General features: G+C 60.8%; 10 protein-coding genes and 1 tRNA gene. 2 read left to right on the top strand and 9 right to left on the bottom strand.

Features of this window, described 5'->3' with window-relative positions:
* Positions 1-9 precede the first annotated feature (9 nt).
* The 5 genes from pstA to recJ all read right to left on the bottom strand — a co-directional run bounded on the left by pstA (position 10) and on the right by recJ (position 6,130).
* Positions 10-1,281, bottom strand: coding sequence for a phosphate ABC transporter permease PstA (gene pstA, locus ACXYL9_RS08355; RefSeq protein ID WP_459039122.1), 1,272 nt, complete (start codon positions 1,279-1,281; stop codon positions 10-12).
* Positions 1,274-2,659 carry a phosphate ABC transporter permease subunit PstC gene (pstC, locus tag ACXYL9_RS08350; protein ID WP_459039121.1) on the bottom strand — a complete coding sequence of 462 codons (1,386 nt, stop codon included), beginning with the start codon at positions 2,657-2,659 and terminating at the stop codon, positions 1,274-1,276. Before pstC ends, pstA begins: the two co-directional genes overlap by 8 nt.
* A 164-nt stretch (positions 2,660-2,823) precedes the next feature.
* On the bottom strand, positions 2,824-4,059 hold the full coding sequence (locus ACXYL9_RS08345; protein WP_459039120.1) for an ATP-binding protein: 1,236 nt from the start codon (positions 4,057-4,059) through the stop codon (positions 2,824-2,826).
* Between the two features lie 118 nt (positions 4,060-4,177).
* A tRNA-Glu gene (locus ACXYL9_RS08340) sits at positions 4,178-4,252 on the bottom strand.
* A 90-nt stretch (positions 4,253-4,342) separates the two neighbouring features.
* Complete coding sequence (recJ, locus tag ACXYL9_RS08335; protein ID WP_459039119.1) at positions 4,343-6,130, bottom strand: single-stranded-DNA-specific exonuclease RecJ; 1,788 nt, start codon at positions 6,128-6,130, stop codon at positions 4,343-4,345.
* 82 nt (positions 6,131-6,212) lie between these two features.
* Here recJ and ACXYL9_RS08330 point away from each other — a divergent pair, with 82 nt between their 5' ends.
* Together ACXYL9_RS08330 and ACXYL9_RS08325 are read left to right on the top strand one after the other, a co-directional pair.
* Positions 6,213-6,701 carry a flavodoxin family protein gene (locus ACXYL9_RS08330; RefSeq protein WP_459039118.1) on the top strand — a complete coding sequence of 163 codons (489 nt, stop codon included), beginning with the start codon at positions 6,213-6,215 and terminating at the stop codon, positions 6,699-6,701.
* A gap of 148 nt (positions 6,702-6,849) precedes the next feature.
* Positions 6,850-7,572: a hypothetical protein gene (locus tag ACXYL9_RS08325; RefSeq protein WP_459039117.1), complete on the top strand. Its 723-nt coding sequence runs from the start codon at positions 6,850-6,852 to the stop codon at positions 7,570-7,572.
* A 9-nt stretch (positions 7,573-7,581) separates the two neighbouring features.
* Here ACXYL9_RS08325 and ACXYL9_RS08320 read toward each other — a convergent pair whose 3' ends face one another.
* The 4 genes from ACXYL9_RS08320 to leuA form a co-directional block, all read right to left on the bottom strand.
* Positions 7,582-8,559, bottom strand: coding sequence for an NAD(P)H-dependent flavin oxidoreductase (locus tag ACXYL9_RS08320; protein ID WP_459039116.1), 978 nt, complete (start codon positions 8,557-8,559; stop codon positions 7,582-7,584).
* A 79-nt stretch (positions 8,560-8,638) separates the two neighbouring features.
* Positions 8,639-9,691 (bottom strand): amidohydrolase family protein, encoded by a 1,053-nt coding sequence (locus ACXYL9_RS08315; protein ID WP_459039115.1) that lies wholly within the window; start codon positions 9,689-9,691, stop codon positions 8,639-8,641.
* Between the two features lie 96 nt (positions 9,692-9,787).
* Positions 9,788-11,140, bottom strand: a complete 1,353-nt coding sequence (locus tag ACXYL9_RS08310; RefSeq protein ID WP_459039114.1) for an MBL fold metallo-hydrolase — start codon at positions 11,138-11,140, stop codon at positions 9,788-9,790.
* A 45-nt stretch (positions 11,141-11,185) separates the two neighbouring features.
* The gene (gene leuA, locus ACXYL9_RS08305) at positions 11,186-12,880 is read right to left on the bottom strand and encodes a 2-isopropylmalate synthase (RefSeq protein ID WP_459039879.1); all 1,695 of its coding nucleotides are present in this window, start codon (positions 12,878-12,880) and stop codon (positions 11,186-11,188) included.
* Positions 12,881-13,044 lie beyond the last annotated feature (164 nt).

Genomic DNA, 13,044 nt, shown 5'->3' with positions numbered 1-13,044 from the left:
GAATGAGTGTCACCAGCTTTTCTCGAATTTGTTGCGCAGGTAAATGGCGATGCCGTTCATCAAAAGCAGGAACAGCAGGAGGACGATGATTGCGGCACTTGTGCGTTCGATAAATCCTCGATCGATCTCGTCCGACCAGAGGAAGATTTGCACCGGCAGGACCGTCGCGGCCGAGGTTAACCCGTCTGGTGGCGTAGCAACGAAGGCGCGCATGCCGATCATCAGCAATGGTGCAGTCTCGCCCAACGCGCGGGCCATCCCGATAATTGTCCCCGTGAGGATACCAGGCAGGGCCAATGGCAGCACGTGGTGGAACACAACCTGAACCGGTGACGCGCCCACTGCCAGCGCGCCATCGCGAATGGACGGCGGTACTGCCTTGATCGCGTTACGCCCGGAGATGACGATCACCGGCATTGTCATCAGCGCCAGCGTCATGCCGCCAATCAAGGGGGCGGAACGCATGGTCGGGAAGATCCACAGGAACACGGCGAGGCCGAGCAGACCGAATATGATCGATGGCACCGCGGCGAGATTGTTGATCGAGACCTCGATAACATCCGTCCAGCGGTTCTTGGGCGCGTATTCTTCGAGATAAACTGCTGCCAGGACACCGATGGGAAAGGCGAGCAGCAGTGTGACCAGCATGGTCAGCATCGAACCCTTGAGTGCGCCCCAGATACCGACCATTTGGGGATCCGTGGCATCGGATCGGGTGAGGAAGCCGAAATCGAACCGGGTCGCGAGTTTGCCTTCCGCCTTCAACTCGCTGGCAAGCTGTTGAAGCTCGGGCGAACCCTCGCCATCGGCACCCTGCGCCAAGCTTGCTGAAGCAGGCAGCCAGAACTCTTCACTTCCCTCAAGAAGAGTCGGATCGTCGATGATATAGTCGGCAAGGTCGCGCCAAGCTTGGTCGCTCAGCGCGGCGGCCCCTTCGGCACCAAGGGACACCTCGGCGGAATAGGCAACGACCTCGCGCAAGCCCTGTTGTTCCAGGCGCTGCACGGCGTTGACCGCCGCTTGGTCCTGGGCGTTGATAGCAATACCCGAATTGGCGAGATCGATCTCGACCCGCAATTCCTCGCGTTGGAACCCGGCCGCCCCGGTAATCAACATATTGCCGAGCAGGAGGACCAGCACGAGCACTGAAAAGCCGATGGCGGCAAAGCCAAGTCGCTTGAAACGTCGCTCGGCCGCATAACGGCGCTTAAGACGCTGTTCGAACGCTGCTGTGCGCGTCGGACCTGGGCCCGGCGAGGAAGGAGAAACCATGTCACTCATACGCTTCACGGAACCGTTTGACGACGCTCAGGGCGATGAAATTCAGTCCGAGCGTAACCATGAACAGGACGAAGCCCAGGGCAAACGCACTTAGCGTGGCGGGGTGATCGAAGCTGCCTTCGCTGGTCAGCAGCGCAACGATCTGCACTGTCACAGTCGTCATGGCTTCGAGCGGGTTGGCAGTGAGATTGGCGGCTGTCGACGCTGCCATCACCACGATCATCGTCTCGCCGATGGCACGGCTTACGGCCAGCATGATGCCAGCAACGATGCCGGGCAGGGCGGCAGGGACAAGCACGCGCTTGATGGTTTCGGATTTGGTTGCGCCCATCGCCAGGCTGCCGTCGCGCATGGCCTGCGGCACCGCGGCGATGCTGTCATCAGCCATCGAGGACACGAACGGGATAATCATCACGCCCATGACCAGGCCTGCTGCGAGCGCGCTCTCGCTCGATGCATTGGAGACACCAAGCGAGATGGCAAAGTCGCGGATAATCGGCGCTACGGTCAGCGCGGCGAAATATCCGTAGACCACCGTCGGCACGCCAGCGAGGATTTCGAGCGCCGGCTTGAGCCATTTGCGCGACCGGGGGTGGGCATACTGGGTCAGGTATACAGCGCTCATCAGGCCAAGCGGGATGGCTACGATCATGGCGATGATCGCCCCGATGAAGATCGTTCCCCAGAACAGCGGTACCGCGCCGTAGCGGTCGCCCTGAGGGGCATCGGGATTCGACATCGGATCGGGATTCCAGCTCGTTCCGAACAGGAAATCGATCGGTGAGACCATTCCGAAGAAACGGATTGTCTCGAACACCAGCGACGCCAGGATGCCAAAGGTGGTGAGGATCGCGACGAGCGACGCCATCAGCAACACGGCCATGACCAGCTTTTCCACCCTCGTGCGGGCGCGGAAATCGGGCTTGAGCCGGGTGTAGGACCACGCGCCGCAGATCACGGCAATCGAAAGGCCGAGGCCGAAACCGATCCAGTTGTAGAACGCCATCGCTTCGCGAAACGGTGCAATGAGAGGGCGCGCCTTGGGATTGAAAACGGTATTTGCCGACCCGTTTGCCACGGCCCGCGCTTCGGACAACAAGGTATCACGCACGAATGAAAAGGCCGGCAGCTGGCTGGCTTCCGGGCTCGCCAGCACCGATTGCATCACCAGCGTCGGGGCCAGCGCGCTCCACACGATAGCGAACAACAGCAAAGGGACGGCAACCCATAACGCGACATACCAGGCATGGTAGATCGGTCGCGCCGAGATGACCTTTGCATCCGCCTTGCGGACGAAGGTCCAGGCGCGGGCCCGACCGGCCAGCCAGCCAATCAGGCCGAGACCGAGGGCCAACAATATCAAGAAGGCAGGCGACATAACCTAAATGCGATCCCGAACTTTGTTCAGCAGGGTATGCGCTTGGCGACTGGGCAACACGTCTGCCAACCGCAGCCAATTACACGCATGACTAACGGTCTTGGGCCATGATGCCGGTTTATGGCAGATTGATGACAGCGGGTGACCGAATGGAGGGGAAAGTCTCATTCGCTAGCCTCCACGCTATTGTCGGTGGTCCGGCTGGAAGTCTTGGAACTGCGCTCATCTAAAGGAGGAAAGCGCACGGAAATAGTGGTGCCCTTGCCCAGTTCACTCGCAATATCGAGCCGTCCGCGATGTCGCTGGACAATATGCTTGACGATTGCCAGCCCAAGGCCGGTCCCGCCCGTCGCGAGGCTGCGCCCCGGATCTGTGCGATAGAACCGACGAGTAAGATGAGGCACATTCTCTGGCGCAATCCCGTCCCCGCGATCAATGACCTGGAGGTGGGCATCACCGTTCCTGGCCCGAAACAGATGCACAGTCACATCGCTCTCGTCTCCACCATAGTTGAAGGCATTATCGACCAGATTGCGGACCAGCTGCTCGAGTTGCTGTTGGTCACCGGCGATTTCGAACTCGCCCTCGAGCCGCAAGTCCAATCGACCTTCGCGCGCGCTATGCATGGCAGCATCGCGCGCAGCGCGTTCGACCAGGCTTTGCAGCTCAACCCGCTTCTGCGGACGTTCATGCTTTTCCGCCTCGATGCGCGATAGCGACATGAGGTCGCTGACCAACGCCTGGAGCCGCCGAGCTTCACGATGAATGGTATCGAGGAACTTGCGCGCAGTGGCGGTGTCGAGCCCGGCCGGATCTTCGCTGAGCGTCTCGACATAGCCGATGATCGAAGCGAGCGGCGTGCGCAGTTCGTGACTGGCATTGGCGACGAAGTCAGTATGCGCGCGGCTGATGTCGGCCTCTGCCGTCTTGTTGATCAGCTCGATCACGGCAAGCTTCTCATCCATCTGGTAACGGCTGATGCGCCAGATATCCTTCGGTCTGACGAGCCCCGTCACGATCGCGTCGCCGGGTGTGCTGCGATCCATCATGGCAATCGCCTCGGGATGACGAAAAGCCATCCGTACATCCTGCTCGATGATATAGTTTCCGAGAACCTCGCGGGCTGCACGATTGGCGATGATGATGCGATTGCGCTGGGTAATCACCAGCGGCGTACCCGAATGCTCGATGATCTCGGCCATGCCTTCCCGTGAGAACGGCGTTTTGGCAGGCTTCTGTGGCACTGCCTCTTGGCGCGGCATCACGAGCCAGAGCGAACCGATCCAGACCACCAGCAGCAGCAGTGCCAGTCCCGTGTTGAGGCCAGCGGCCGTCAGGATGGCGGTCGTGCCCAGTGCCAGCAGTATTCCAGGCCAGGGGAAAGCTGTCTCCGCGTTCATGGCAGACGCCATAATGGCGATGCGCCGGAGCCGCCAGCCGGGCGATAAAGAAAGTCGGGCATGCCTGCACAATCGCAGGCCAGCCGGACCATTATAATGTGGAAATGCGCCTCCGGGGTGGTGACCCCTACGGGAATCGAACCCGTGTTTCAGCCGTGAAAGGGCCGCGTCCTAACCGCTAGACGAAGGGGCCATTTGGTCCCGTCCCGGAGGCGAGCCGCGCATCTAGGGACGTGAGTTGGAACGGTCAAGCCCAGAAAGGGCGCGGCACCGCTCTTTTTATTCAGTCGGCCCAGGCCGCGTCTTCGAGGTGCAGTTCGGCGGCAGGGCGGTTGCCCCAGTCATCGATCTTCGCACGACCGGCGAGCCACATGCGTCGTCCGCGGGCGCTGTGCAGAATTGCCTGGCCCCACTCGGTATTCGCGGCGCGGAATGCGATAGCCTTGAGCGAGCCGCCGTCGGGCGAACCCGCGATCACCCGCAGGTGATCGCTGCCGACGATATCTGCCTTGATGACGTGTACCGGGCCGACAGCCACGCGCGGTCCTGGCCAACCGACGCCATATGGTCCGGCAAGGTCGAGCGAATTGACCAGGTCGGGAGTGAGACCTGAAGGTCCCACGGCCAGATCGAGCGTCATCGCCTGTTCGGCAACTGCCCGGCTGACAGGTCCGGCGAGCCGTTCCTCGAGCCACTCGCTAAATTCTTCGAGCCGGTTGCGATCAATGGTCAGGCCAGCCGCCATCGCGTGGCCACCGCCAGCTACTAGCAAGCCATTCTCGCGCGCTGCAATGATCGCGGCCCCCAAGTCGACGCCCGCTATCGAACGGCCCGAACCCTTGCCTTCACCCGATTCATCATCAACGGCGATCACGATCGAAGGTTTGCCGGTCTTCTCCTTGATACGACCGGCGACGATGCCGATCACCCCAGGGTGCCAGCCGCGCCCGGCCACCAAGTGAACCGCTCGGTTGTGCTGGCCGGCTAACTGCTCTTCAGCAGCTTCCTGAACTTCGGCCTCGATTGCCCGGCGTTCTTCGTTCAGCGCGGAAAGTTGCGCAGCGATAGCCTGGGCTTCCTCGCCGTCTTCAGTAGTGAGAAGCCGTACGCCGAGGGTTGATTCGCCAACCCGGCCCCCGGCGTTAATTCGCGGACCCAGTGCAAAGCCGAGATCGCTGCACACAGGTGCGCGTTTCAACCTGCTCGCATCGATCAGCGCGCTCATGCCAACGTTGTTACGCTTGGCCATCACCTTGAGGCCCTGGGCAACGAACGCGCGGTTGAGTCCATGCAGTGCAGCGACGTCGGCCACCGTACCGAGCGCAACCAGGTCGAGTAAGCCGCGCAGATCGGGTTCGGACCGTTCTGTGAAATAGCCGCGCCCACGCAAGGTGCGCACAACCGCAATTGCCAGCAGGAACGCCACGCCCACCGCTGCCAGGTGTCCGTGGGCTGCAGCTTCATCGCTTTCGTCGAGGCGATTCGGATTGACGAGCGCAATTGCCGGCGGGAGGTCGGGCGGACATTTGTGATGGTCTACGACGATCACGTCGACACCGGCATCGCGGGCCATAGACAGGGCTTCCTGCGCCATCGCTCCGCAATCGACGGTAATGACCAGGCTCGAACCTTGCTCGCCCAGCTTCACCAATGCTTCCCCGCTCGGCCCGTAGCCTTCGAGCAGGCGATCGGGAATGTAATAACGCGCGTCATGGCCGAGCATACGGAATAGGCGGATAAGCAGGGCTGCACTGGTCGCCCCGTCAACATCGTAGTCGCCATAGACAGTCATGGTCTCGCCCGCGAGGATTGCCTGGGCGATCCGTTCGGCGGCATTGTCCATATCCTGGAAGCAGGAGGGATCAGGCAGGAAACCCGCCAAGGTCGGCTTGCGATGGCGCTCCAGGTCCTCGCGCTCGACCCCGCGCGAAAGCAACAGCTGGGTGACGATATTGTCTTCCAGTCCGATTGCCCCCGACTGCAATTCCATATTGCCACCGCGCCAGCGCCAGGCGCGGCCTGACAGCGATTGCGATACGCCACAGACATGTGAGAGCGAACGAGAGGCCATGACATTGACACTAGGGCTTCGTTCCCTCCGGGCCAATGGCTTCGCATTGACTTTCAACGCTCACGCGCAAACGCTACTCGTTATGAGCAAGACAGGGACGTTACTGATTGCATGGCACAGCCGTACCGGCGCGAGCGAGGCGATGGCCCGGGCCGCGGCGGAAGGCGCTGGCGACGCTGCGTGCCTGCTTCGTGCCGATAAAGTTGAACCGGAAAATGTCCTTGCCGCCGGGGGCTACCTGTTCACCTGTCCGGAAAACCTCGCCACCATGAGTGGGCTGATGAAGGAAATGTTCGACCGCTGCTATTATCCTGTGCTGGGTCAGATCGAGGGGCGCCCTTATGCCACCGCCATTGCTGCCGGGTCGGACGGGGAGGGCGCTCAGCGCCAGATTGACCGGATTGCAAAGGGATGGCGGCTGAAGCGGGTGGCGGCTCCGATTATTATCTGCACCTATGCGCAGGAGCCCGAAGAGATCCTCGCGCCCAAGGTGCTGGAGCCGTCCGATCTAGCCAAGTGCAGAGATTTGGGAGAGGCCTTGGCGACCGGACTTGCTCTCGGCGTTTTTTGATAATCTGTACCGTTTGCGGGCACTTGTCAGTGTCCGACTCGACTAGACTGGGGTTTGTCTGCAAGAACCGGGGCAGCAATCTCCAGAGGACAGGGCGATTCAGAAGAGTGAGGACCGTGTAGGCAGCACCGGATCGCAACCGGATTTGTTGCTATTCTTTCCCTCAGGCCAACGACCGGACAGCGCAGGAATTGCGGCTGCGGCGGCGGCGATCGAGGGGCTGAATATCGTACGCGATACGCCGGGCGTAAGTGCTTCGGAAGAGACCTTGTGGGTGGAGGTGCAGCGCGACGGACTGACCTATGATTGTTCCGGCCTTGCGCCAGGACCCGTCAATGCCATGCCGGACATCAACCGGTGGCTGGGGACTCAACCCGAAAGTGCAGTAGGCAAGAGTTCGCATATCGGGCTTGGGCTGGGACCCCACATTCGGGCTGGCCAAGCGGTTCTTCCTATCCTTCGCGGGCTGCTGAAACTCACCGTCGACCTGGCTGGGTCGTTTGAGGATTGCGCTGGGGCCTGTTGGCTTGCTTCGAGAATGGCGGTTGATCGGCAATCACTTGAGAGCATGATCGAGCGTGCCGACGGCGGCGGCACCCTTCCACTCCCATGGTTGGTGGCAACCCATGAAACCCCGGAGGGGCACGTGGTAACCGAAGGCCTTTCCTATTTCAGCGGACAGGAACTGCAAATTCGGTCAGGTGTCGCGCAAGACACGCCGGAGGCAGCACTGCTTGCCTTGCGGCTCGCCAACCAGGTGATCTACATGGGCGGGCTGGATACATCCGAACGATTTACCGGGCCCGATGGTCTCGTCCTCAGGCTTGAACCCTCTGGTGACAGCCACCTGATCGATGTTCAAAGGGACTGACGCCGCGCCCTAGCAATAGGGTTCGCTCGCCTGCTCCAGCGCTTTCCTTGCCTGGCGATATTCGCTTTCCAACTGTGCAACGCGGTCTTCAACGCTCTGGACAGACTTGACCGCACCTACGCCCTGGCCCGAGCCCCAGATATCCTTCCAGGCCTTGGCCTTGGTGTTGCCCCCGCTACCGAAGTTCATCTTGCTGGGGTCACTAACCGGCAATGCGTCGGGATCCAGCCCGGCATTCTCGATCGAAGAGCGCAAATAGTTGCCATGCACGCCGGTAAACAGATTTGTGTAGACAATGCCGTCCGCACTGCCTTCGACAATGCCCTGCTTGTAACCCTGGTCGGCATTGGCTTCCTCGGTAGCGATAAAAGCGCTGCCGATATATGCGAAATCAGCGCTCAGCGCCTGCGCCGCCAAAATCGATTGGCCGTGCGCAATCGAACCCGACAGCGCTACCAGTCCATCGAACCATTCACGGATCTCTTGCATCAGCGCAAAGGGGGATGTCGCGCCGGCATGGCCGCCGGCCCCGGCAGCGACGGGGATCAGGCCGGTCGCGCCCTTCTCGATAGCCTTGCGGGCGAAGCGATCATTGATCACGTCATGCATGGTGATGCCGCCCCAGTTGTCTACCGCCTTGAAGATCTCCTCGCGCGCGCCCAGCGAGGTGATGATCATCGGAACTTGCCATTTTTCGCATGTTGCCATGTCGGCCTCGACCCGGTCGTTCGACTTGTGAACGATCTGGTTGACCGCGAATGGCGCTGCGGGGCGCTCGGGGTTTTCACGATTGTGCTTGGCCAGTTCTTCGGTGATCTGGTGCAGCCATTCGTCGAGCAGCGATTGCGGGCGCGCATTGAGCGAAGGGAACGCGCCCACGATCCCGGCCTTGCACTGCGCGATGACGAGCTCGGGCCCGGAAACGATGAAGAGCGGTGATCCGATGACGGGCAGGCGCAGTTTGTCGAACGGGGCGGGTAGCGGCATCCGGGAGACTCCAGTTTTGTTTTGCAATGGATTTCAGCGCTTATGCGTTCGCGCAATGCTTGTCGAGAGGCCTGACTTTCTATGCAAGCAAGTCTTCGATGCCATAAAACTTGGCCGCAGTCCCGGCGAACAGAGCGCGTTTCTCGTCATCAGAATGACTTTGCGCAACTCGTTTGAACGCGTTCCAAAGGGTATCGTAGCTCGCGCCCCACCGATCCACAGGATAATTGCTCTCGAACATCGCCCGGTCCGGTCCGAATGCTTCGATACAAGTCTCGATGTAAGGGCGCCAGAGTGCGGCCAAGTGTTCTGAACCATGGCCTTTGGCCGGGCCATCCTCGGGCATTCCGCAGAATGCCATCGCCAGGCCGCCCAGCTTGACCGAGACGTTCTCGCATTCGACCAGGGTGTGAATCGATTTGCGCCAACGATCGAAATTTTCGTGCAGCTTGCCACGATAGCTGGCGGTGTTCAGCGGTGTACCACAATGATCGAGGACGATCGGCTGCTCGGGAAATGCCTTCGCCAAGTCGGTAACATCTTCAATCTGTGGTTCCAGGACCCAGGCATCGAAGGTCAGGCCATCCTTGGTCAGATGCCTGAACCCTTCGCGGAAGCTAGTAGCGCGGTAGAGGCCTTCGGGCGCATGGAATGGCGCACCGAGAACTTCCGGATCTGCATCCCAGGCGCCCTGATGGCGGATTCCCTTGAAGCGCGGGCTTGCCGCCTGCAACGCCTCGAGAACCTCACCAACCGAATCGCCGAGCGAAAGATCAGCATGGCCGATGATGGCGTGGCATGGGCGGTAATCGCCGTAGAGTCCGCTGGCGCCCTGTGCCGCCACGCCATTAACGAACTCGACTTCACCGACCGTTTTCTTTGCATCGCCATATGCGGGATTGTAGAATGCTCCGCACTCCATGAAGCACGTGCCGACAATGTTGTGGCCACCTTCGAGGCCGCCCTTGGTATCCGCCTGGAGCGCATCGAAGGTGTAATGCGCCGCCCCCGCAATTGCTTCAATGAAGTCGTGGCGCGGCTCCGGAAATGCCGGGATCATCGGTCGCAAATCCCACAAATGATGGTGCGGATCGATGATTGGCAGTTTGGGCTCGATAATGGCTTCGGTCATGTGATGTCCTCTCCCGGTCGGTCATCAGGTGGAGCACACACCCGCAGTGATTGACAAGGAAGAACATGGCGGAGGCGTCGGCAGGTGGAGGTTGGGCTAGCTGTGTGCGGCCTTCCATGCCCCCATCGAGCCAAGATAAATGTCCAGTTTCGAAAATCCCTTGCTCGCTAGCCAACCGGCGGCGACAGTCGCCCGCATCCCGCTCGCGCACATGAGGGTATAGTGCCTGTCCTTGTCTAATGACTTCCACTCCTCGTTGAGGCAGCCAACGTAGACATGCCGCGAACCGTCAATCGCGGCGCTGGCGCGTTCGTCGGCGTCGCGCACGTCGAGCAACGTCCAGTCCGAACCGCCTTCCTGCAAACGCTTTTCGATCAAGGGGGTATCGACCATCGGAATCGCCCGCGTCTCAACACCTTGCGCCGCAGCCGGCACAACGCCGACATACCCGCCCACGATATTGTCGAGAGCAATTCGCACCAAGTGTTCCATGGCCTTTGCGAGTTGATCTTCCTCTGACGCGACCAGGGCGATGCTCTCTCCCTCGCCGATGAACCACCCGGCAAAGGCAGGAACCATTCCTACCGGCAGGTTCATCGCGCCAGGCAGGTGGCCAGACGCAAACGCCAGGGGCTCGCGAATATCGACCAGGTGGTCGGCCCCGCATTTGCGCATCTCTTCAAGCGTGAGACGGGGCGGGCGCATGACCCGCGGTGCTGCTTCCCCGCCTTCGAGGTTCAGGCGCTCCATCAGGCGGAAATAGGGTGGTTGGTAGTGATTTTCGGAGACCTTGGCGTCGATGAACTCTTCGCGGCTTTCGATCTGCAGGCGAGGATTGTTCTGGCGTTCATGACCGACAGTTGAAAACTCTCTTTCAGCCATGCCCGATCCGCAAACTGAACCGGCCCCATGCGCTGGCCAGATCAGCGCCTGGTCTCCAAGATCGAGGATCTTGCGCAGGGAATCATAAAGCGTACCGGCCATCTCGCGCATGCGGTCGGGGTAGAAATCGGTTCGCCCGACATCGCCGACGAAAAGCGCGTCGCCGGTGAATACGCCCACTGCCTTTTCCGGATATTCACTATCAAACAAGGCGAAGGCGAGGTGATCATGCGTGTGACCCGGCGTTTCTATTACGCGCACTTCAAGCTGGCCGATGGCGAAGCAATCGCCTTCGCGGGTGGTCTGGGCATAGACGACTTCGCCTTCGGGGTTCGGCCCATGCAGCACCTTGGCACCCGTCATTTCGGCCAGGATTGGCGCGCCCGAAACGAGGTCCTCGTTGCGGTGCGTCTCGAAGATATGGGTGATTTCCAGGCCTTCCGCCCGGGCTTGCTCGAGATAAGTTTCGCAATCACGGCGCGGGTCAATAACGGCCGCCTTGCCTCCCGAACCAAACAGGTAGGACAAGTGAGACAGGCCCGGGGTCTTGATCTTTTTCAACAGCATGAATGCCTCCTTGTCCGATAAACGAGAAGGCGCTGGCGGTGTTCCTCAATCGGCGGTCGCGCGCTCCGTCTTTTCCATCGCGCCATTTGCTGCGCTCAGCACGGCGCGGACGCTGGCGGTGGCGATGTCTTCATCGATCCCGCAACCCCACACCGTCTGACCCCCTGGCGTGCAACATTCGAGATAGGCGGCGGCGCGTGCATCGGTCCCGGTCCCGAGCGCGTGCTCGGTATAGTCGACCACTTCCAGCTTGACCCCGAAGGCATCGCGCAATGTTGCCATCACACTCGAGATCAGGCCGTTGCCGCGCCCGCTGACACTTTGCTCCTCGCCATCGACCGCGATGGTCCCAGCGAACAACCGCGTCCCGTCAGTCGCGCGGCTTTCCTCGTAATCGACGAGTTGGAACCGTTGGGAGTCGGTTTGGACGTGATAGGCAGTGCGGAATGTCTGCCAGATGTCGGCTGCGTTGAGCTCGCGACCCAGGCGGTCAGCCATGGCCTGCACGTAAGGGCTGAAATCGGCCTGCATTTTCTTGGGGAGCTTGAGGCCCTGGTCTTGCTCCAGCACCCATGCAAAACCGCCTTTCCCGCTTTGCGAATTGACCCTTATCACGGCTTCATAGCTGCGCCCCAGATCGGCCGGATCGATCGGCAGGTAGGGCACGCGCCACCCCAGGTCATTCTGTGTCTCGCGGGCCGAGAAGCCCTTCTTGATCGCGTCCTGGTGGCTGCCGGAGAAGGCGGTATAAACCAGTTCACCCCCGTAGGGATGGCGCTGGTGCACCGGCAATTGGTTGCAATATTCGACGGTCTCGATCACCCGGTCGATATCGGAAAAATCAAGTCCTGGATCGATGCCCTGGGTGTAGAGATTGAGCGCCATGGTCACGAGGCAGCAATTGCCGGTCCGCTCGCCATTGCCGAACAGGCAGCCCTCGACCCGGTCGGCGCCCGCCATCAACCCCAGTTCCGCCGCCGCAACACCCGTGCCACGATCATTGTGCGTGTGCAGGCTGATCACAGCGCTCTCGCGGTTCGGCAAGTGGCGGCAAAAGTATTCTATCTGGTCGGCATAGATGTTCGGTGTGGCCGCCTCGACCGTGGCCGGCAGGTTGAGGATGATCGGCTTGTCCGGGGTCGGCGCAAGCACCTCCATCACGGCCGCACAGACCTCGATGCTGAAATCGATTTCGGCGGTCGAAAATGTTTCTGGCGAGTACTGGAAATGCCAATTGGTGCCGGGCCGCTTTGCTGCCTCGTCGGCCATGACCTGCGCGCCCTTTACGGCGACATCGACCACTTCGGCCGGGGTCATCCGGAATACGATTTCGCGCCACGCGGGGCTGACCGCATTGTAGAGGTGAACGATCGCTGTGCGCGCGCCATCGAGGCTTTCGAAGCTCGTCCGGATCAACTCTTCGCGGCTTTGAGTAAGGACCTGGACCGTCACATCGTCGGGAATGCGGCCCGAGCGAACGAGGCCCTGGATAAAGTCGAACTCGGTCGCGCCGGCGCTGGGGAAGCCAACTTCGATTTCCTTGGCGCCGATCTCAACCAGCAGGTCGAAGAAGCGATTCTTCTTCAGCGCATCCATCGGATCGATGATTGACTGGTTCCCATCGCGCAGGTCGGTGCTCAGCCAGCGAGGAGGCTGTGTAATCGTCCGGCTCGGCCATTGCCGATCGGGCAGGTCGATCTGCGGGAAGGGGCGGTATTTCTGCGACGGATCGCGGAGCATGGAGCGTTGGCTGGTCATGTTTTCGGCCTGGAAACTGCTGGCTGGACGGTGGAAAACCCCTTGAACGCTGCAGCGCGCTCAGTCCGGCACGCCGATAGTCACGCCCAAGGGCGTGTAAGTCGTAGGAGCAGTGCGCGCTTCATAGCCATGTCCGACTTATGCGA

It is taken from the genome of Qipengyuania sp. CAU 1752, from assembly GCF_054482615.1.
Note: the sequence above shows the minus strand (reverse complement) of the source record. Positions and strands in the feature narration are given on the sequence as shown.